Raw genomic sequence first — 19,268 nt, forward strand, 5'->3', positions numbered from 1 at the left:
CATGCCCTGGCAGCTCGCGCGCGCGCCACGCGTACGGGACTCGTCCGCGAAGCCTGCGGTGAAACTGCCTACGCCGCCGGTAAATGGGCCGAGGCGCTCTCAGAATTCCGCACCGCCCGCCGCATGAACGGCAACACCGCCTACGCACCGATGATGGCCGACTGCGAACGCGCCCTCAAACGCCCCACCAAGGCACTTGAGTACGACACCCCCGAGACACGTTCGCATCTCGATGAGGCAGGCAACATCGAACTCACCATCGTGGTGGCCGGTGCCCGACGCGACCTCGGACAGCACGATGCCGCACTGCGTCTCCTCGAGACCGAGCCCCTGCACACCAAGGGTCGTGGGGAGTGGGTCCCGCGGCTGCGCTATGCCTATGCTGACACGCTGCTCAGCGCTGGCCGCAAGGACGATGCCATCGAGTGGTTCCATCGCACCGTTGCAGTCGACGGCAACAAAACCACCGACGCTGAACAACGCCTCACCGAACTCGAGCCCCATCCACAGGACTGAGTCTGCTGCGGTTGTCCACAGCTCAAACCCCAGACGATGCCCCTCACTATCGGTGAGGGGCATCGTCATTTCATGACACATCACAACAAGGTCGAACTGGTCGGACGAGTTTCGTCGGCTCCGGAGGTCAAGACGTTGCCGAGCGGAGACGATGTCGTGTCGTTTCGACTGGTCGTGCGTCGTAGCGCCCAGGCGTTGCGGCGCTCGAAGCAACCCGTCGACACGATCGACTGTTCGGTATGGCGTCCGGCGTTGCAGCGCAAGGTGCTGAGATGGGAACCGGGAGTCGATGTCGCAGTGAGTGGGGCACTGCGTCGCCGGTTCTCCGGGGCGGGCGGTCGCGTCATCAGCTTCGTGTCGGTCGAGGTCCACTCGTGTCGAAAGGTGTCGCCCCCGGCGGTAGCCTCGAGTCCATGACGATCGCTGTTGCTGCCAGTCTGGATTCGACGACGGTGGCGCTCAGCGCCACGTACGACGTGGCGATGCTGGATCTCGACGGTGTGGTCTATCTGGGTCAGGACGTCATCGCGGGAGCGGCCGCCGGGKTGGCGGCCGCGCGCGCTCGCGGGATGCGATTGGCCTACATCACCAACAACGCCTCGCGGACAGCCGGCGACGTTGCCGAGAAGCTCCGGGGGATGGGTCTTCCTCCTGTCGAGGATGAAGACGTTGTCACATCTGCGCAGGCAGTGGCCCATCTCATGGCCGATGCTCTGCCGGCAGGCTCGGCGGTGCTGGTCGTGGGCGGTGAAGGACTTCGAACACCGCTTGAAGCTCGAGGCCTGCGCTGCGTGACCTCCATGGCCGAGGGGCCGGTCGCAGTTGTCCAGGGCTTCGACCCGGATCTGGGCTGGAAGCAGTTGGCCGAGGCTTCGTATGCGATTCAGGCCGGTCTGCCTTGGTACGTCAGCAACACCGACATGACGGTTCCGACCGCGCGGGGAATCGCACCGGGCAATGGCTCGTTGGTGCAGGCGGTGCGCAATGCGACCGGCGCCGTGCCGATCGTCGCCGGCAAGCCGCAGAGGGCTTTGTTCGACGAGACGATCGCCAGGGTCGGCGGGGTGCGTCCGTTGATGGTCGGTGACCGGCTCGACACCGACATCGACGGCGCGATCAATGCGGGAATCGACAGTCTTGCAGTGCTGACCGGAGTCAGCGGTCTGGGCGAGATCTTCGCTGCCGCGCCCGGTCACCGGCCGACGTTCGTCTCGGCCGATCTGGGCGGTCTCGATGAGGTGCACTCCGACGTCGAGATCATCGGATCGTCGGCTCAGTGCCAAGAGGCGCGAACAGAACTCGATGGGGACGTGATTCGGCTACGTGCCGGTGATCCGCGTGCGACGACGTCATTGCGCGCCGCAGTGGGGCTGGCATGGTCGGTGAGGGATCAGTCCGGCATCCAAGCCGTCCCGGATGGGACACTGGGAACATGACCGACGTCCCCGACATCTCGTTGACCGGCCACCCACAGATCGATGAGGCCCTCGAACGGCTCCAGCGACTCAGCGACCTCGACATCACAGCGCACCCCGAAGAGTTCGACGCGATCCACGGGGTCCTGCGTGAGTCGCTAGCCAATGCCGGTCGCGACGGAGTCGATGTGGAATCGGCATGACCAGGCGACTACGACTCGATGCCGAGCTCGTGAGACGTGGGCTGGCTCGTTCGCGCGATCACGCCGGATCGCTCATCGAAGAGGGACTGGTCAAGGTCGCCGGCTCCGTCGCGACGAAGGCTGCCACCGGCGTCACGACTGATCAGGCGATCATCGTGCAGGCCAGCAAGGAGCCGACTTACGCATCGCGTGGTGCTCACAAACTCTTGGGAGCCCTCTCGGTGTTCGAGCCGATGGGCCTGTCGGTCGAGGGACGCCGTTGCCTCGATGCCGGCGCATCAACTGGCGGTTTCACCGACGTGCTCCTACGCAAGGGTGCGCGCGAAGTGTGTGCGGTCGATGTCGGCTACGGCCAGTTGGTCTGGGCCTTGCAGTCCGATGAACGCGTACACGTCTACGACCGGACCAATGTGCGTCACTTGGAGCCGGACGATATCGGGGGACCGGTAGAGCTGATCGTGTCGGATCTGTCGTTCATCTCCCTTACCGTGGTGATGCCGGCGCTCACACGGGTGTGTGAGCCGAGTCCGAGAGGCGACATCGTGCTGATGATCAAACCCCAGTTCGAGGTGGGCAAATCCAACCTCGGCAAGAACGGGGTGGTCCGTGACCCGGATCTGCATGCCGATGCCGTCCTGCGGGTGTGCCAGTCCGCGCACGATCTGGGGTGGGGGACCCGAGCCCTCGCGCCCAGTCCGTTGCCCGGTCCGGCTGGCAATGTCGAGTACTTCTGCTGGCTGCGCTCCGATGCGGACGCGCCCACGCTGCAGGCAGCGCACGACGTCGTGGCGGCCGGACCTCTGGTCACGTCGGGAGCACCGCAATGAGAACTGTCCTCCTGGCTGTGCATGCCGCACGGGAAGAAGCGACCAAAGTCGCCGCAGCGTTCGCAGCCGACCTGCAGGCCGAAGGTATCGGGGTCGCGGTGCTCGACAGCGAAGCCGATGCGATGCGAGTGGCAGGCGTCGAGAACGCTCGAGTCGTCGAGGCGCGGCCGGGTGCGGCAGCGGGATGTGAGCTCGCCGTCGTGTTCGGGGGTGATGGGACGATCCTGCGTGCCGCCGAACTGTGCCGCGGCACCACCACGCCGGTTCTGGGCGTCAACCTGGGGCACGTCGGATTCCTGGCTGAAGCCGATGTCGAAGATATTCACGATGTGGTTCGCGGAGTCGTCGAGCGCAGCTACTCGGTCGAGGAGCGCCTCACTGTCGATGTCTCGGTGCGTGTCGCAGGTCAGATCGTGGCGACCAACTGGGCGCTCAACGAGGCGACGGTCGAGAAGGCCGCGCGAGAGCGCATGCTCGACGTCGTGGTCGAGATCGACAACCGTCCGGTCTCGCGCTGGGGTTGTGACGGGGTGGTGTGTGCCACGCCGACCGGATCGACGGCGTACAACTTCAGCGCCGGAGGTCCGATCGTCTGGCCTGAGGTGTCGGCTCTCCTGATGGTGCCGATCAGTGCCCATGCGCTGTTCGCCCGTCCGCTGGTCGTGTCGCCTGACTCGACTTTGGCGATCGAGGTTGTCGGGGAGCAGAGCGCAGGCGTGCTGTGGTGCGACGGCCGTCGGGCGGCGGATCTTCCAATGGGCGCCCGGGTCGAAGTCGTCAAGGGACGCGAGACGGTTCGTCTGGCGCGCCTGCAGGCGGCATCGTTCGCCGATCGGTTGGTGCGCAAGTTCGATCTGCCCGTCGCCGGCTGGCGTGGTGCGGCCGAACGCCGCAGAGAGGAACGCGGCTGATGGCCGGCACTCGCTCGATCTGGGAGCGGCTCAGCCTGCGCAATCTCGGTGTCATCGAATCGGCCGAGCTCGATCTCTCGGCGGGTTTCACCGTCATCACCGGTGAGACGGGCGCGGGCAAGACCATGGTCGTGACGGCTTTAGGCCTCCTGCGCGGTGAACGAGCTGACCTGGGCCTGATCCGCCGGGGCAGCGACCAGGCGAGGGTTGAGGCGAGCATCGGTGTTCGGCCCGATGGAGCCGCAGTCACGGCAGTCGAAGAGGCTGGTGGGCAGATCGACGACGATGTCGTGATTCTGGGTCGAGTGCTCTCAGCCCAGGGACGCTCGCGGGCCGTGGCGGGGGGAGCCACCGTGCCGGCCGCGTTGTTGACCGAGGTCACCGACGAGCTCGTTGCGGTGCACGGCCAGTCCGACCAGCATCGGTTGTTGCGCGCGGCGGAACAGCGAGCTGCACTCGACCGCTTCGCCGGTCCTGAGTTCGCAGCCGTCGCAGCCAGTTACACCCCGCTGTATTCGCGGTGGCGGACCGTCGAGCGCACGCTTCATGATCTGCGCACCCATGCCCAGGAGCGGGCGCGTGAGCTCGACGTCTTGCGGTTCGGCCTCGATGAGATTGCCGCAGTCGATCCGCAGGCGGGTGAGGACGAGGCGTTGAAGGTCGAAGAGGGGCGGTTGGCGCACTCTGAAGCCCTGGCCAGGGCAGCTTCGATCGCGCACCAAGCACTCGTGGGCGACATGGACGTCACCTCGGCGCGGACAACCGTCGCCGAGGCTACCGCGCAGCTGCGCGAGGCCGGGGGACACGACCCGCAACTCGATGCCCTGGCCGACCGGGTCTTCGAAATCGGCATCCTGCTCGACGAGGTGGGTGCCGAGCTGGGTTCGTACTCCGAACAGGTCGAGCTCGACCCCGAACGTCTCGCCGAGTTGCAGGAGCGACGCGCGGCGCTGGCCGGGCTGCAGCGCAAGTACGGACCGACCCTGGCCGATGTGTTGAACTGGGCCGAGACGAGCGCGGCACGACTGGGCGAATTGGGCCATGACGACCAAGCGGTTGCCGCCCTCGAGGTCGAACAGGCCGAACTCATCGGCCAGGTGTGTGAGATCGCCGGGCAGATGTCCAAGATCCGAGATGAGGCGGCCGGACGCCTGTCGAAGTTGGTCGATGCCGAGATGGCGCAGCTCTCGATGCCGTCGGCGACTCTGGAAGTCCGGGTCACGACACAGGACGACGCAACCCCCGGACCGCAGGGCTTCGACGAGGTCGAACTGTTGTTCGCGGCCAACAGCGGTGCCGGCCTACGTCCCCTCAACAAAGGGGCGAGTGGCGGCGAGTTGTCCCGGCTCATGCTGGCACTGGAGGTCGTGCTGGCCGATCGGACGACCGTGCCGACCTTGGTGTTCGATGAGGTCGACGCCGGCATCGGCGGTAAGGCGGCCGTCGAGGTGGGCCGCCGACTGGCGCGTCTGGCCGATCACGCCCAGGTCATCGCAGTGACCCACCTGCCCCAGGTCGCGGCCTTCGCGGATCATCATTTCGTGGTGTCGAAGGACGATGACGGCAATGTCACGAGCAGCTCGGTGATCCGGCTCGACGAAACCGACCGGGTCGACGAACTGGCCCGGATGCTCGCGGGCCAGGACGATTCGGCGACGGCGCAGGCCCACGCGCGGGAACTTCTGGAACTGGCACGTTCGGGATCCTGACTCTGTCTCACATGGTAGCGTGTGACGCATGGTACCCAGTCAGGCGCAGGCGCTCGCGAATCTGAGACGCGGGGTGGTCGAGAACTGCATCCTCGCCTCCTTGCGCACGGGTGAGAGATATGGCTTCGATATCGCCCGTGAGCTCGAAGGCACCTTGCTGGCCAGCGCCGGAACGCTGTATCCCTTGCTCTCTCGACTGCGTAAGGGCGGTTTGGTCGCATCGTCGTGGCAAGAATCGGTCGAGGGTCCGCCTCGGCGTTACTACCGCTTGACCCCAGACGGCGAAGCCGCCTTGCAGGCGTTCGAGTCGGCCTGGGGGCCATTTCGCGATGCCGTCGATGCTGCTCTCCTCGAAGGGCCCAGCAATCCACAGAAGGGGAACACGACATGAGCAAGGACACCACCGACGAGGTCCAGCGGTACCTCGACGAGGTCGACGCGGCGCTGGCCGCCCAAGGAGTCGACGACCGGGGTGACATCATCGCCGGACTGCACGAGCACATCGATACCGCGACCTCCGCAGACGGGCGAAGGTTGTCCGATGTCTTGCGCGAACTGGGCGATCCGCAGGCCATCGCGGCGTCGGCCGGGGGACCGGGGCCGACGCCGGCTTCCGGGCATTCAGAAGGCATCCGGTCCAAGCCGTGGTTCTCGATCGCCTCGTTGGCGCTTGTCTTCATCGGTGCCGTATTGGCCGGCTTCATCGTGCCGATCGTGCTCGTGCTGGTGGGTATCGTGCTGCTGTGGCTCTCGACCAGGTGGACTGCCAGGGAGAAGCTCTGGGGAACGCTGCTCGTCCCCGCGCCGGGACTCGTGCTCTGGATCGTGCTGGGATTTGCCGGCGTCGGCCAAGAATGCGTCACGATCGTGTCAGGCAATGACGAACAGACCACCTGCACAGACGGTTCTGTCGGTCCAGGCGGTGTGATCGCGACGATTCTCCTGGTCGGCATCGCGATCGTCGGTGTGGTTGCGACGATCCGGCTGGCCAGGCGCGCTCTCGATCGCAGCTGAAAAGATTTCTCTCACAGGCGACACGCCGACGCAGCGCGCAAATCGATCACGTTTAGCGGCAAGCATGGGTCCTGATGGCCATTTGGAAGCGGAAGACAGCCCTGCCGGTAGACGTCAAGGGCGTTGTGGGGACCCTGCGATTCGTGCGTCGTGACAGTGACGTCAAGTCACTGAGCGAGGGCGAGATCGCTCTGGTCGACTATCCCGACCTCGATACCCGCCAAGCACAGACCTTGATCGATCAGCGGATTCGCGCTGTGCTCAACGCCGGCACCTCCAGTAGCGGCCGTATCCCCAACCTCGGCCCTCAGATGCTGGCCCGGGCGGGCATCCTGCTGATCGATGTCACGAGCGACGATGTCTGGTCGCGGTTCAAATCCGGAGATGACGTCCGGATCGAGGACGGCCGGGTGTTCCGCGACGAGGTACTGATCGCGAGCGGCCTGGAACTCGACGAGGCCAAGACCGCGCAGGCACTGGCCGCGGCCAAGGACAGTATGTCCAATCGCCTCGACTCGTTGACGGCGAATGCATCGGACCATATCCACCGTGAGCAGGTCATGCTGCTGACGGGGGCCACGGTTCCGCAGTTGCGGACCAAGCTCGGCGGTCGTCCGGTCGTGGTCGTGTCACGTGCGTACGACGATGTTGCCGACTTGCGCGGCCTGCGCCGGTACATCGGCGACAACGACCCGGTGCTGGTCGGCGCAGGGCCCGGTGCCGATGTGCTGATCCAGGCCGGGTACACACCCGACATCGTGATCGGGGCGCTGGACAATATCTCCGATCAAGCCATCCGGACGTCCGGGGAGGTCGTGGTGACCACGGCTTCCGGCGTCGTGGACACGCCCGAAAGGCTGGAGCGGCACGGCAAGCAGATCGTCACATTCGTCTCCAGCGGATCCGATGACGATCTCGCGATCCTGCTCGTCGACACCCATGAGGCCGACGTCATCGTGCACGTGGGGGGACCCGCGACGCTGACGGACTTCCTCGAACGTGTGCCCGCCGAAGCCGCCCGGATGTTCGTCGCTCGCCTGCGTGCCGGGTCCAGACTCGTCGACGCCAAATCCGTTCACCACTTCACCTCACAGCGGATCTCGCTGTGGCCCATTCTCCTGCTGCTTGTCGCGGCCGTCGCTGCAGTTGCTGTCGCGGTGTCCGTGACGCCAGTCGGGCAGGACTGGTTCGACTCACTCGGGGACCAGCTCGCCGACCTCGGCTCCTGGATCAAAGGACTTTTCTCGTGATCAACTTCCGTTACCACCTCGTCTCGATCGCCGCGATCCTGATCGCTCTGGCGGCGGGTATCGCGCTGGGCTCCGGTCCGCTCGACGACGCCGGGGACGCTCTCGACAACAAGCCGGCGGCAAATCAGACGGCCGATCCGGCGGTTTCCAAGTTCGAAGCGGGCTTTGCCGACCGGGCGGCCTCGGGACTGCTGAAGGACAAGCTCAAAGGCCAGTCGGTGCTCCTGATCACGGTGCCCGGCACTGAAGCCGAGCAGGTCAAAGGCGTCACCTCGAGCCTGGCTCTCGCGGGTGCGGAGGTCACGGGTGAGATCGAAATGACCAGCAAGTTGCTCGATTCCTCCGGACGCCAGTTTGCCGAAGGCGTGGCCGAGCAGGCTGCAGCCGATGTGCCTGCCGTCAGTACCGCCTCGGGTGCCTATGAGCGGATCGGTGCAGCTCTGGGCCGAGCCGTCATGGCCAAGGCCCCCGCCGACCTCGATGCGACTGCCACCACAATTCGGTCAGCTTTCGCCGAAGGCGATCTCATCACCCAGACCAAGGCCCCGAAACGCGCCGCGACAGTGGCGATCGTGGTGGCCGGTCCGCAAGATGCCAACGGCAGCGACCGCAGCACCGTCATCGCGGCGCTGGCATCGGCGCTCAATACGACCGGCAAGGGTGTCGTGGTGGCCGGACCGCCGTCATCGAGCACCGACGGCGGTGCGGTCAAGGCCGTACGCGATGGCAGCGCCGCAGCCGAGATCTCGACAGTCGACGTGACCGATTCGGCTGCGGGACGCATTGTCACCGTGCTGGCAGCGGTCTCCCAGGTCGCCGGCCAGCCCGGCGCGTGGGGAACCTCTCGCAGCGCTGGCGGAGCCCTGCCGAAGTAGTCCCCTCGCGGGGATTACGGCAGATCGAGCAGCCGTACGTCTTCGCCGGTGACCAGAGCGACCCGTTCGTCGGACAGCTGCACGGTCCGCACACGGCGCGCGTCCTCGCCGTACTCGACTTGCTCCATCCGACTCTCGAGGCGCCCGCCGCGCACCGTGATCGTGGCCAGGTAGACCGAGCGGCCCTTCTGAAGGACTGTCAATGCGGTGCGGCGTTCGGGAAGCCAGGTGAACGCGCGAGGATCCTCGGTGGCCATCGAACGATGACGATCGAAGGTCAGCACATCGTCCCTTCGGACGTCGGAGAGGTTCGCGATATCGAACAGCGCGATCTGCGTCGAACGGCCTGAGCCGTCGTAGCCGATTCCGAGCATCTGGTCATTGCCGACCGGGTGCAGGTAGTCGCTGTATCCGGGGATCTTGAGCTTCCCGAGAAGGACCGGGCGTGCCGGGTTCGACAGGTCGATCGTGAAGAGGGGGTCGACTTCTCGGAATGTCACGAGGATGGCGAGGTCGTCGAACCATCGCACGCCCTTGATCTCTTCTCCGGGGCCCAGACGATCGACTCGCCCCAGCTCCACGAGTTCCGTGCCGACCCGTTGCATGGTTACAACGGAGTTGAAGTCGCCGGTCTCGGTCGACGGGCCCAGCGCGACTCGCAGTACGTCGTCGGCCTCGTCGAGCGACCATCTGTCGGCGATTGTTCCTTCGAGTTCGCCCGACGCAATGTGGCGGGCCGCGATGCCGTCGAGCTCGAAGTCGAAGATGTGGGTTGTGCCGTCCGGTGTGTAAACGGGGTTGGAGGCCAGATAGAGGTGATCGACGGACTCATAGGCGACCGTGGTCGCGCCGGACAGGCCGATCGCACTCGGACGGGTGGGCCGATCGACATCGATGCCGACGATGCTCACAGTGTCGAGTCCCAGGTCGTCGGGTCCGATCGCGACATCCGTGCAGTCCAGCAGCGGGCGGGGGCCGGTGCCGTCGTCGTAGGTCGGCAGCCAGTCGGTGATCTTCGATGTCTTGACGACCTCACGGTTGGCGGTCAACGCCTGTTCGGGGGAGATTTTGCGCCCATCGGGCTGGGAGAAGTCGAGTGACGGCAGACCGCTCGACAGCACCAAGCGAGCGATGCTGCCATGCTGACGGGCCGAAATCACCCGGGCGGAGTAGGTGACATCGGAGGTGATGGCGGGTTTGGTCGCATCGGCCAGCGAGATCGTGATGGCGCGACTGCCACGACGTGCCCCGGTGGACTCATCGCGTTCGCTGGTGCGGTCTGCGCCCAGCGCGATGACGGTATCGCCGTCGAGGAGGATCTCGCCGTCGTCGAGTCTTGGCAGATGGAGCGAGGAGAGTTTCTTCATGCCCTGGTCAGTCGCCTCATGGATCATCAACGTCGAACCGCGTAACCGCACGACGCGCCTACCGTCGGTTTTGACCGTGTCGGGCTCGTCGACACCTGCTTCTTGCACATTGGTTCCGGTGTCGCTGGCACGAGTAGACGTCTTCGTGGGCGTCGGCACGACAGAACCGGACAGGTTGGATGCCGAAAAGTGGTCGCGTCGGCCGACGTACCCTTCGAAGCCGTTGCCCCAACCCCATGCGGTGACCTGTGCGAGTCCTCGGTCTCGGTATGACGTCAGCAGTTCCGTGCACGAGGTGGCCGGGTCGAGGTCGGCCTGGAAGGAGGCAGCCTGGATATCGGTTGGCGGGGGAGTGGCGTCTCCGGATCCGTCGCCGACCTGTGTGCCTGCGATGAACGTGGCGAGCAACGCTGCAACGCTTCCGGTCACGATCAGAGGTCGGATGACCAGACGCCTGCGACGAGTCGCGCGGAGACGTCCGGCACGGATCAGGTCGTCGACCGGTGCCGGCCTGGTGGGCAGATCGTCCCAGAGCTTTTCGAGATCACTCATCGGTGCTCCTCGGAGTGCGGGGTGAGATGGTCAGATGTGGACAGTCGGGCGAGCGCCCTCGACAGCCGACTCTTGACGGTGCCGGGAGCGATGCCGAGCGCGGCGGCTGTCTGCGCTTCGCCGAGCTGGACGAAATATCGGAGCACCACGACCTCACGTTGCTCCTTCGGCAGACCTCCGAGGGCGCGGGATACGGCATCGGTCGTGGCGACCCGATCGCTGCTGTCTGCGACGGGTTGGTCATGGTCGTAGTCGACCCGTCCCCGCCACCAGCGGGTGCGTCGAGCGTCCCGGAGCTGATTGACCAGCATGCGGTAGACGTACGCCTCGGTGTTGTCGGCCTGCTGAACTCTGTCCCAGGCCGAGTAGCAGCGGATCAGAGTCTGTTGGGCCAGATCCTCTGCTTCGTCGGGACTGGCGCCGAGGAATATTGCGGCTCGGACGAGATCACGCCATCGGGTGCGTGCGAAGGCGGCGAAGTACGCCTCGGTCGCTGCGTCCATACCGGCTCCTCGGGGTGGGGTTGCCCTTACGACGAGATCAAATCGGTCCGGGTTCCCGATGTGGGGGATCCGACACGTCCACGGTTCTCCATCCGGGCGCAATCGTTGGTAGGCTGGAATCCCGTGGAGGCCTGATGCAAATCTTGCATCGTGAGCGCTCGACATCGAATTCGACCACGGGAGTCACCTTGGCAGGTAGCGCGGTTACCAAGCACGTTTTCGTCACCGGCGGGGTTGCTTCCTCACTGGGCAAGGGCTTGACCGCCTCAAGTCTCGGTCGGCTGCTGAAGTCACGCGGGCTGCGGGTCACGATGCAAAAGCTCGACCCGTATCTCAATGTCGACCCGGGCACCATGAATCCGTTCCAGCACGGTGAGGTCTTCGTGACCGAGGACGGCGCCGAGACCGATCTCGACATCGGTCACTACGAGCGCTTCCTCGACGTCGACCTGTCGGGCAAGGCCAATGTCACGACCGGTCAGGTCTACTCCGAGGTCATCGCCCGCGAACGTCGCGGCGACTATCTCGGCGACACCGTGCAGGTCATCCCGCACATCACGAACGAGATCAAGTCACGTATCCGCGCCATGGCCGGTCCTGACGTCGACGTCGTGATCACCGAGATCGGCGGCACTGTCGGCGACATCGAGTCGCTGCCATTCCTCGAAGCCGCCCGCCAGGTGCGTCACGACGTCGGTCGCGGCAACGTGTTCTTCCTGCACGTCTCGCTGATCCCGTATATCGGCCCGTCCGGTGAGCTCAAGACCAAGCCCACACAGCACTCGGTCGCGGCACTGCGGTCGATCGGCATCCAGCCTGACGCCATCGTGTGCCGCGCGGACCGCGAGATCCCCGAGAGCATGAAGGCCAAGATCTCGCTGATGTGCGATGTCGACCAAGAGGCCGTCGTGACGTGCCCGGATGCGCCGTCGATCTACAACATCCCGAAGGTGCTGCACGGCCAGGGCCTCGATGCTTACGTCGTTCGTCGCCTCGACCTTCCGTTCCGTGACGTCGACTGGACGCAGTGGGACGAGCTGCTGCGGCGCGTGCACGAGCCGACCGAAGAGATCACGATCGCTCTGGTCGGCAAGTACATCGACCTGCCCGATGCCTATCTGTCGGTCGGCGAAGCCCTGCGCGCCGGCGGTTTCGCCCACGAGGCCCGGGTCAAGCTGCGCTGGGTCGGATCGGATGACTGCGAGACGCCCGCCGGTGCCGCCAAGCACCTCGGTGACGTGGACGGCATCTGCGTGCCTGGCGGATTCGGTATTCGCGGAATCGAAGGCAAACTCGGTGCTCTGAAATTCGCCCGTGAGCAAAGAATCCCGGTTCTGGGCCTGTGCCTCGGGCTGCAGTGCATGGTCGTCGAATATGCCCGCAATGTCGCCGGAATCGCCGACGCGAGTTCGTCGGAGTTCGATCCGCAGTCGGCCCATCCGGTCATCGCGACGATGGCCGAACAACTGTCGATCGTCGACGGTGAGGGCGACCTGGGCGGAACTATGCGCCTCGGCTCCTACCCGGCAACGCTCGATGAGGGCAGCATCGTCGCCGAAGCCTACGGAACGACGAAGGTCGACGAGCGTCACCGGCACCGCTATGAGGTCAACAACGCGTATCGACCCAAGCTGGAACAGGCCGGTCTGGTCTTCAGCGGAACTTCTCCTGACGGCTCACTCGTCGAGTTCGTCGAGCTGCCGCGCGAGGTTCACCCCTACTACGTCGCGACGCAGGCGCATCCGGAATTGAAGTCGCGCCCGACCAAGGCGCATCCGCTGTTCGCCGGTCTGATCGGTGCGGCGATAACCCGTCAACGTGAGAGCCGACTGCCGGTGGAGGCCTCGCCGCAGACCGTCGAGGCCGGACACTAACGATATGACCGACCATCCGGTTCTTCCGGGCGCGCTGGCCGAATCAGGCCTTGCCGACGCCGATCGGTCATGGCCCGTTTCGGGTAGTGCGCCCCAGTACAAGAGTCCGTACATCAGTCTGCGGATCGACACGATCGTCGATCCAGCCGGTGATGAGCACTCCCGGGCGGTGGCGCAGCCCAATGGCGCGATCGGCGTGTTGGCACTCGACGACGAGGACCGGCTACTGCTGGTCCAGCAATATCGTCACCCGGTGGGCAAGTTCTTGCTGGAGATACCGGCGGGCACCCTCGACGTCGAGGGCGAAGCGCCGCAGGATGCTGCCGTCCGCGAGCTGGCCGAAGAGGCCGATATCCTCGCAGCCCGCTGGAGTTCGCTCTTGCGACTCCTTGCGACTCCGGGCTATTCGACCGAAGGCTGGGAGGTCTTTCGCGCCACGGGCCTTTCGGCGGTGCCGCAGGCAGAACGCACGGACCGTGAGGCCGAGGAAGCCGACATGCTCCAGTGGTGGCTCCCCTTCGAGCAGGCGGTCGATGCCGTCTTGGCCGGACGCATCACCGACTCGATGACAGTGGCTGCAATTCTCGCGGAACAGGTTCACCGAACCAGATGAGCGATGACGTCAGTCGAGGCATCCAGGACTATCTGAGTCATCTGGGCGTCGAGCGCGGGCTGGCCGACAACACATTGCGTTCGTATCGCCGCGACATGCGCCGCTATCAGTCGTTCTTGGCTTCGCGCGGCCTGACCGACCCGGCTGCGGTCACCGAGCTGGACGTGACGGCCTTCCTGGGCGAGTTGCGTACCGGCGACGAGGACCATGTGCCGCTGGGAACTGCGAGTGCCGCCCGGACCATCGTGGCGGTTCGGGGCCTGCACCGCTTCTGGCTGCGGGAACAGGTCGTCGCGACCGACGTCACTGCGGCGATCAAGCCACCGCGCCCGGCGGCCAGGTTGCCCAAGGCACTGCCGTTGTCCGACGTCGAGGCGATCCTCGACGCGGCCAGTGCACCGGGCACGACACTTGCTTCACGGGATCGAGCACTGCTGGAGCTGCTGTACGGCACCGGGGCGCGCATCTCGGAGGCGGTCGGACTCGACATCGACGATCTCGACCTCGAGGAGGGATCGGTCCTGCTACGAGGCAAAGGCGGCAAACAGCGGATCCTGCCGCTCGGTTCGTATGCCCGCTCGGCTCTGGCGGACTATCTGACGGCATCTCGTCCGACGCTCGTGTCGGCGACGACACGAACACCCGGCGTGTTCCTCAACGCCCGTGGCGGCAGGCTGTCGAGGCAGAGCGCTTGGACAGTTCTGACCAAAGCCGCCGACCGGGCCGGAATCGGCACGGACGTCTCGCCGCACACGCTGCGACACTCATTCGCAACACATCTTCTCGATGGCGGAGCCGACGTGCGTGTCGTCCAGGAACTACTCGGCCACGCCTCGGTGACGACGACCCAGATCTACACTCTGGTCACTGTCGAGAAGCTGCGTGAGATATATGCGACAGCTCATCCGCGGGCATCTCGGTAGGCATCGGGCGAATTGGCCGGTTGCGTGATCGCGAACCCTCGCCGTCGCGGTAGAGTTGCGCTCGTCCGCCGGGTCTAGTGCAGGGGTAGCCAATGAGCAAGGAACTGGGACCGACCGGACGGCCGATGCCGGACTTCCCGGAGCCCCAGCCGCGCGATCCGGCCAAACCGGCGACGATCATCGCGCTGTGCAATCAAAAGGGCGGCGTCGGCAAGACCACGACGACCATCAACCTGGGCGCCGCGCTGGTCGAGACGGGCCGCCGGGTGCTGCTGGTCGACTTCGATCCGCAGGGCTCCATGACAGTCGGACTGGGCGTCAACGCCCACGACCTCGAGCAGAGCATCTACCACGTCCTGATGGATCGTGAGATCACGATCAAGGACCTGATCATGCACACCGCGGTCGAAGGCCTCGACCTGGTGCCGTCCAATATCGATCTGTCCGCCGCTGAGATGCAGCTCGTGACCGAGGTGGGACGCGAGCAGGTCCTGGCTCGAGTGCTGAAGCCGGTCCGCGATGACTACGACGTCATCCTGATCGACTGCCAGCCCTCGCTGGGTCTGCTGACGGTCAACGCGCTGACCGCCGCGACCGGCGTGCTGGTGCCCTTGGAGTGTGAGTACTTCGCGCTGCGCGGCGTCGCGCTGCTCAAGGACACGATCGAGAAGGTCCGCGATCGGACCAACTTCGACCTGGAGATCATCGGCCTGCTGGGCACGATGTACGACAGCCGCACTTTGCACGGCAAGGAAGTCCTGCAGACCCTCGTGGAGGGCTGGGGCGATCTGGTGTTCCACACCGTCATCCGCCGCACGGTCAAATTCTCCGACTCGACCGTCGCGGGGGAGCCCATCACCGAATACGCCACGAACTCGCCGGGAGCCGAGTCGTACCGCCAATTGGCACGGGAGGTTCTCGTTCGATGCCCCGACGCGTGACACCCTCCGCAGGAGGGTCCGGCAAGCGTCCCTCCATGCCCGGCGCCGACGAGCTCTTCCGGGCGACTGCACCTGCCAAGTCCGCCGAGCCCCCGGTTCCTGCTCCTGCACCGAGTCCGGAGCCCAGCGGCACTGCGAGCGGCCGGGTCAAGCACGACGAGAAGATGACGGTGTATGTCACGGCATCCGAGCTGATGGCCGTCGAGCAGGCCCGTTTGAAGTTGCGCAGCGAGCTCGGCCGCAGCGTCGACCGTGGCCGGTTCGTCAGAGCAGCATTGGCCGTGGCATTGGCAGATCTCGAACTGCACGGTACCGACAGCGACGTGGCACGGCGATTGAGCGAGTCGTGATCGTCGAGGATGTCGAGACGCCGCCGCCTGCCGGATTCCAAGTCGTCCTGACGAACTTCGAGGGTCCCTTCGACCTCCTGCTGCAACTCATCTCCAAACACGAACTCGACATCACCGAAGTCGCTCTGTCGGCGGTGACCGGTGAGTTCATCGCGTACATCAAGGCACTCGGCGACGATCTCGAGCAGACCACGAACTTCCTGCTCGTCGCGGCGACCCTGCTCGACCTCAAGACCGCCCGACTGCTGCCCCAGGCAGAGGTCGAGGACGAGGAGGATCTGGCGCTCCTGGAGGCCAGAGACCTGCTGTTCGCCCGGTTGATGCAGTACCGAGCCTTCAAACAGGTCGCCGGCATCATGGCCGAACGTCTCGCGACCGAGTCGAAGCGGTTCCCGCGCATTGTGAGCCTAGAGCCCCGGTTCGCCGATCTGCTGCCCGAAGTGCTGATCTCGGTCGGCCCGGACGAGTTGGCGATGCTCGCGGCCAAGGCGTTCGAAGACAAACCGGTCCCGATCCTGTCGTTGACGCATCTGCACGCGCCGCAGGTCAGCGTCCGCGAGCAGGCGCACCTGGTCGTCGACCAATTGCGCCGTAAAGGCGAGATGACGTTCCGGGCGCTGACGGCCGATGCGCCCGACATCATGACCAAGGTGGCCCGATTCCTGGCGGTGCTCGAACTGTTCCGCGAGGGTGCGATCGCATTCGAACAGGCGACTCCGTTGGGTGACCTCCACGTGCGTTGGACCGGCAGTGGCGAGGGCGATATCGATGTCGGCGACGAGTTCGACGAGCCCATGCTCGACGTCGACGATGAGCCCGTCCTGGTCGATGCGAGCCTGATCGATGACGATGTCCCCGACACCTCGACTGTTGAGAGCACAGATGACTGACCAGAACCTGCCCACCGGACCGCATGAGCTCGAGTTGGAGATGCTCGACCTCCAGCCGGCGCTCGAAGCCGTCCTGATGGTGGCCGATCAGCCGCTCGATCACTTGACCCTGGCCCAGGCGGTGGGTCACCCGCCGACCGACGTCCAGGAGGCATTGGAGGCTCTGGCGGCCGAGTACACCGAGCAGGGACGAGGCTTCGAGCTGCGCAATATCGCAGGAGGTTGGCGATTCTTCACCCGCGAGGAGTTCGCGGGGGCGGTCGAAAGATTCATCCTCGACGGCCAGCAAGCCCGCCTGACGCAGGCGGCTCTGGAGACCATGGCCGTTGTGGCGTACCGACAGCCGATCAGTCGTTCGCGCATCTCGGCGATCCGCGGCGTCAACGTCGATGGTGTCGTCCGCACGCTTGTGACCCGTGGACTGATCGAAGAGGGTGGCGTCGACGCCGAGAGCGGAGCGATCCTCTACCGCACGACGAGCTATTTCCTGGAACGGATGGGGTTGGGCAGCATCAGCGAACTGCCTGACATCGCGCAGCATCTGCCAGATATGGACGACATGGAAGAAGAAGGTCTGGAAGGCGTCGAGGCCGCCCTTGCCGCAGCGACGCCCCAGGACGAGATCGAATCAGAGACCGACCCGACACCCAGCGCGACCCCATCGGGCAGTGCTATCCCATCAGAGAGTGAAGACCGTGACTGAGATTCGACTGCAGAAGGTTCTGGCCCAGGCCGGACTCGGCAGCCGCCGCCGCTGCGATGACATGATCGCCCAGGGCCGGGTCGAGGTCAACGGCGAGATCATCGACGTCATGGGCGCTCGCGTCGACCCGGCGACCGACGTCGTCCGAGTCAACGGCAAGCGGATCCCCGCACCCAACGATCACGCGTACGTGTTGCTCAACAAGCCGCGAGGCATCGTCACATCGATGGCCGATGAGCAGGGTCGCCCGGATCTGGCGTCATTCATCGCCGGACGCGAAGATCGCCTTTTCCATGTCGGACGACTCGACACCGACACGTCGGGCCTGCTGATCTTGACCAATGACGGCGATCTCGCGCACAAGCTGGCGCACCCGTCATTCGAGATCAGCAAGACCTATGTCGCGCTGGTCGACGGCGATGTGCCCGATTCGCTCGGGGCATTGCTCAAGAAGGGCGTCGAACTGGAGGACGGTCCCGCCAAGGTCGACCGGTTCCAGGTCAAAGACCGTTCGCGGGGCCGTTCCATCGTCGAGCTCGAGATCCACATGGGCCGCAACCGCATCGTCAGACGGCTGCTCGCCGAGGTCGGACACCCCGTGCGTGAGCTGACCCGCACGGCATTCGGGCCCCTGCACCTCGGTGGCCTGTCATCGGGAGCCATGCGTGACCTGACCCGCGATGAGCTGGGAGCCTTGTTCGACAGCGTGGATGTGGCATGACCGCTGCTTCTCCCGACGCTCTGCCGGGGCCTGTCCTGGTCGTGGGCTGCGGCCTGATCGGCACATCAGTTGGCCTAGCGCTGCGGGCACACGATGTCGACGTGTTGCTGCAGGATTCCCTGCCGGCGAACGTCGAAGTGGCACAGTCCCGTGGAGCCGGCCGGCCCCTCGACGACTCCGTGCCGTACCTCGTGCTGGTCGCGGTTCCGCCCCGTGCGGCCGCGAGTGTCGTCGCGGATGCGCTGGTCCGCTGGCCGACCTCGTTCGTCACCGACGTCACGAGCGTCAAGGCGGGCCTGCAGGTCGATATCGATGCCCTGCCGGGAGCCGAGCGCTATGCCGGCGGGCATCCCATGGCCGGCAGCGAGCGATCCGGGCCGATGTCGGGTTCTGCGCAACTCTTCGAGGGACGTCCGTGGGCCGTCACGCCCGGGGAACGGACCCTTCCCGGCGCACTCGATGCCGTCGTCGACCTCGCGCTGCACACCGGCGCATTCCCGATCATCATGGACGCCGCGAGCCACGACCGTGCTGTGGCTCTGGTCTCGCACGTCCCGCAGCTCATGTCGACGCTGACCGCTGCGCGGCTCAACGAGGCCGAAGGCACGTCACTGTCGCTCGCCGGCCCGGGCCTGCGTGACACGACCCGAATCGCCGCCAGTGACCGGGCATTGTGGGTCGACATCCTCGGCGCCAACGCGAGCGACGTCCGTTCGGTGCTGACACTCGTGAGGGACGATCTCGACCGCGTCATCTCGGCACTGGGCCAAGACGATGGCGTCATCGGCGATGTGCTGGATGCGGGCCGTCGCGGCACCGAACTGATCCCCGGCAAACACGGCTCGCAGCCCGATCAAGTCGACGTCGTACACGTCCAGGTCGCCGATCAGCCCGGCGAACTGTCGAGGCTCATGGCAGATACGGGACAATCGGGTGTCAACATCGAGGACCTGCGCCTCGATCACGATCTGGGTCGTCCTGTGGGTCTGGCCGAGATCGCTGTCGCCCTCGGCGTCGGCGAATCTTTGGTCGAAGCGCTCACCCAGCGTGGCTGGTCCGCCTACCTTTGAGACTGCCCGACTCCCAGCACGTCTACGTCTAAGAACTGTAT

The 19,268-nt window shown here is 65.5% G+C and carries 21 protein-coding genes and 1 pseudogene; 20 read left to right on the forward strand and 2 right to left on the reverse strand.

The features are described 5' to 3' along the window. From ACXJKC_RS12545 to ACXJKC_RS12595, 11 genes and pseudogenes are all read left to right on the forward strand, one after another. Positions 1–516 (forward strand): annotated as a pseudogene (locus ACXJKC_RS12545) (tetratricopeptide repeat protein); the annotation flags it as partial. Positions 517–588: 72 nt separating this feature from the next. Next, entirely contained in the window at positions 589–933 is a 345-nt protein-coding gene (locus ACXJKC_RS12550; protein ID WP_456697063.1) for a single-stranded DNA-binding protein, read from the forward strand. Next, positions 930–1,952, forward strand: coding sequence for an HAD-IIA family hydrolase (locus ACXJKC_RS12555; RefSeq protein WP_456697064.1), 1,023 nt, complete (start codon positions 930–932; stop codon positions 1,950–1,952). Before ACXJKC_RS12550 ends, ACXJKC_RS12555 begins: the two co-directional genes overlap by 4 nt. Further along, on the forward strand, positions 1,949–2,134 hold the full coding sequence (locus ACXJKC_RS12560) for a hypothetical protein (protein WP_456697065.1): 186 nt from the start codon (positions 1,949–1,951) through the stop codon (positions 2,132–2,134). The genes ACXJKC_RS12555 and ACXJKC_RS12560 overlap by 4 nt, the downstream gene beginning before the upstream one ends. Then, positions 2,131–2,961, forward strand: coding sequence for a TlyA family RNA methyltransferase (locus tag ACXJKC_RS12565; protein ID WP_456697066.1), 831 nt, complete (start codon positions 2,131–2,133; stop codon positions 2,959–2,961). Before ACXJKC_RS12560 ends, ACXJKC_RS12565 begins: the two co-directional genes overlap by 4 nt. Further along, the gene (locus ACXJKC_RS12570) at positions 2,958–3,872 is read left to right on the forward strand and encodes an NAD kinase (protein ID WP_456697067.1); all 915 of its coding nucleotides are present in this window, start codon (positions 2,958–2,960) and stop codon (positions 3,870–3,872) included. Before ACXJKC_RS12565 ends, ACXJKC_RS12570 begins: the two co-directional genes overlap by 4 nt. Further along, entirely contained in the window at positions 3,872–5,581 is a 1,710-nt protein-coding gene (gene recN, locus ACXJKC_RS12575; protein WP_456697068.1) for a DNA repair protein RecN, read from the forward strand. Before ACXJKC_RS12570 ends, recN begins: the two co-directional genes overlap by 1 nt. Positions 5,582–5,609: 28 nt before the next feature. Then, positions 5,610–5,972, forward strand: coding sequence for a PadR family transcriptional regulator (locus tag ACXJKC_RS12580; RefSeq protein WP_456697069.1), 363 nt, complete (start codon positions 5,610–5,612; stop codon positions 5,970–5,972). Beyond that, positions 5,969–6,595, forward strand: a complete 627-nt coding sequence (locus ACXJKC_RS12585; RefSeq protein ID WP_456697070.1) for an HAAS signaling domain-containing protein — start codon at positions 5,969–5,971, stop codon at positions 6,593–6,595. Before ACXJKC_RS12580 ends, ACXJKC_RS12585 begins: the two co-directional genes overlap by 4 nt. Before the next feature lie 74 nt (positions 6,596–6,669). Further along, the gene (gene steA / locus ACXJKC_RS12590; protein WP_456697071.1) at positions 6,670–7,845 is read left to right on the forward strand and encodes a putative cytokinetic ring protein SteA; all 1,176 of its coding nucleotides are present in this window, start codon (positions 6,670–6,672) and stop codon (positions 7,843–7,845) included. Beyond that, entirely contained in the window at positions 7,842–8,720 is an 879-nt protein-coding gene (locus ACXJKC_RS12595) for a copper transporter (RefSeq protein WP_456697072.1), read from the forward strand. Before steA ends, ACXJKC_RS12595 begins: the two co-directional genes overlap by 4 nt. A gap of 14 nt (positions 8,721–8,734) precedes the next feature. Here ACXJKC_RS12595 and ACXJKC_RS12600 read toward each other — a convergent pair whose 3' ends face one another. After that, a complete protein-coding gene (locus ACXJKC_RS12600) occupies positions 8,735–10,639 on the reverse strand; it encodes a beta-propeller domain-containing protein (protein WP_456697073.1) in 1,905 nt (634 codons plus the stop codon). Further along, positions 10,636–11,142, reverse strand: a complete 507-nt coding sequence (locus tag ACXJKC_RS12605; RefSeq protein ID WP_456697074.1) for a SigE family RNA polymerase sigma factor — start codon at positions 11,140–11,142, stop codon at positions 10,636–10,638. Before ACXJKC_RS12605 ends, ACXJKC_RS12600 begins: the two co-directional genes overlap by 4 nt. 134 nt (positions 11,143–11,276) lie before the next feature. On the opposite strand from ACXJKC_RS12605, the gene ACXJKC_RS12610 reads away from it, so the two are divergent. The 9 genes from ACXJKC_RS12610 (at position 11,277) to ACXJKC_RS12650 (ending at position 19,227) form a co-directional block, all read left to right on the forward strand. Beyond that, positions 11,277–13,016, forward strand: a complete 1,740-nt coding sequence (locus tag ACXJKC_RS12610) for a CTP synthase (protein ID WP_456697075.1) — start codon at positions 11,277–11,279, stop codon at positions 13,014–13,016. Between the two features lie 4 nt (positions 13,017–13,020). Beyond that, complete coding sequence (locus ACXJKC_RS12615; RefSeq protein ID WP_456697076.1) at positions 13,021–13,629, forward strand: NUDIX domain-containing protein; 609 nt, start codon at positions 13,021–13,023, stop codon at positions 13,627–13,629. After that, positions 13,626–14,552: a site-specific tyrosine recombinase XerD gene (xerD, locus tag ACXJKC_RS12620; RefSeq protein ID WP_456697077.1), complete on the forward strand. Its 927-nt coding sequence runs from the start codon at positions 13,626–13,628 to the stop codon at positions 14,550–14,552. Before ACXJKC_RS12615 ends, xerD begins: the two co-directional genes overlap by 4 nt. Positions 14,553–14,644: 92 nt before the next feature. Continuing rightward, a complete protein-coding gene (locus tag ACXJKC_RS12625) occupies positions 14,645–15,493 on the forward strand; it encodes a ParA family protein (RefSeq protein WP_456697078.1) in 849 nt (282 codons plus the stop codon). Beyond that, positions 15,478–15,843: a hypothetical protein gene (locus ACXJKC_RS12630; RefSeq protein WP_456697079.1), complete on the forward strand. Its 366-nt coding sequence runs from the start codon at positions 15,478–15,480 to the stop codon at positions 15,841–15,843. The genes ACXJKC_RS12625 and ACXJKC_RS12630 overlap by 16 nt, the downstream gene beginning before the upstream one ends. After that, the gene (locus tag ACXJKC_RS12635; protein WP_456697080.1) at positions 15,840–16,733 is read left to right on the forward strand and encodes a segregation and condensation protein A; all 894 of its coding nucleotides are present in this window, start codon (positions 15,840–15,842) and stop codon (positions 16,731–16,733) included. Before ACXJKC_RS12630 ends, ACXJKC_RS12635 begins: the two co-directional genes overlap by 4 nt. After that, positions 16,726–17,436 (forward strand): SMC-Scp complex subunit ScpB, encoded by a 711-nt coding sequence (scpB, locus tag ACXJKC_RS12640; RefSeq protein WP_456697081.1) that lies wholly within the window; start codon positions 16,726–16,728, stop codon positions 17,434–17,436. Before ACXJKC_RS12635 ends, scpB begins: the two co-directional genes overlap by 8 nt. Beyond that, positions 17,429–18,157 carry a pseudouridine synthase gene (locus ACXJKC_RS12645; RefSeq protein ID WP_456697082.1) on the forward strand — a complete coding sequence of 243 codons (729 nt, stop codon included), beginning with the start codon at positions 17,429–17,431 and terminating at the stop codon, positions 18,155–18,157. The genes scpB and ACXJKC_RS12645 overlap by 8 nt, the downstream gene beginning before the upstream one ends. Further along, positions 18,154–19,227, forward strand: coding sequence for a prephenate dehydrogenase (locus ACXJKC_RS12650; RefSeq protein ID WP_456697083.1), 1,074 nt, complete (start codon positions 18,154–18,156; stop codon positions 19,225–19,227). The genes ACXJKC_RS12645 and ACXJKC_RS12650 overlap by 4 nt, the downstream gene beginning before the upstream one ends. The last annotated feature ends 41 nt before the right edge of the window (positions 19,228–19,268 follow it).

It is taken from the genome of Aeromicrobium sp. P5_D10 (assembly GCF_054049535.1).

Excerpts from the sequence above, each read along its gene's own strand:
- ACXJKC_RS12610 (WP_456697075.1), top strand. The coding sequence starts at position 11,277 with ATGCAAATCTTGCATCGTGAGCGCTCGACATCGAATTCGACCACGGGA.
- scpB (WP_456697081.1), top strand. The coding sequence starts at position 16,726 with ATGACTGACCAGAACCTGCCCACCGGACCGCATGAGCTCGAGTTGGAG.
- ACXJKC_RS12580 (WP_456697069.1), top strand. The coding sequence starts at position 5,610 with ATGGTACCCAGTCAGGCGCAGGCGCTCGCGAATCTGAGACGCGGGGTG.
- ACXJKC_RS12585 (WP_456697070.1), top strand. The coding sequence starts at position 5,969 with ATGAGCAAGGACACCACCGACGAGGTCCAGCGGTACCTCGACGAGGTC.
- ACXJKC_RS12560 (WP_456697065.1), top strand. The coding sequence starts at position 1,949 with ATGACCGACGTCCCCGACATCTCGTTGACCGGCCACCCACAGATCGAT.
- steA (WP_456697071.1), top strand. The coding sequence starts at position 6,670 with ATGGCCATTTGGAAGCGGAAGACAGCCCTGCCGGTAGACGTCAAGGGC.
- ACXJKC_RS12650 (WP_456697083.1), top strand. The coding sequence starts at position 18,154 with ATGACCGCTGCTTCTCCCGACGCTCTGCCGGGGCCTGTCCTGGTCGTG.
- ACXJKC_RS12600 (WP_456697073.1), bottom strand. The coding sequence starts at position 10,639 with ATGAGTGATCTCGAAAAGCTCTGGGACGATCTGCCCACCAGGCCGGCA.
- ACXJKC_RS12630 (WP_456697079.1), top strand. The coding sequence starts at position 15,478 with ATGCCCCGACGCGTGACACCCTCCGCAGGAGGGTCCGGCAAGCGTCCC.
- ACXJKC_RS12550 (WP_456697063.1), top strand. The coding sequence starts at position 589 with ATGACACATCACAACAAGGTCGAACTGGTCGGACGAGTTTCGTCGGCT.
- recN (WP_456697068.1), top strand. The coding sequence starts at position 3,872 with ATGGCCGGCACTCGCTCGATCTGGGAGCGGCTCAGCCTGCGCAATCTC.
- ACXJKC_RS12565 (WP_456697066.1), top strand. The coding sequence starts at position 2,131 with ATGACCAGGCGACTACGACTCGATGCCGAGCTCGTGAGACGTGGGCTG.
- ACXJKC_RS12625 (WP_456697078.1), top strand. The coding sequence starts at position 14,645 with ATGAGCAAGGAACTGGGACCGACCGGACGGCCGATGCCGGACTTCCCG.
- ACXJKC_RS12615 (WP_456697076.1), top strand. The coding sequence starts at position 13,021 with ATGACCGACCATCCGGTTCTTCCGGGCGCGCTGGCCGAATCAGGCCTT.
- ACXJKC_RS12570 (WP_456697067.1), top strand. The coding sequence starts at position 2,958 with ATGAGAACTGTCCTCCTGGCTGTGCATGCCGCACGGGAAGAAGCGACC.
- xerD (WP_456697077.1), top strand. The coding sequence starts at position 13,626 with ATGAGCGATGACGTCAGTCGAGGCATCCAGGACTATCTGAGTCATCTG.
- ACXJKC_RS12605 (WP_456697074.1), bottom strand. The coding sequence starts at position 11,142 with ATGGACGCAGCGACCGAGGCGTACTTCGCCGCCTTCGCACGCACCCGA.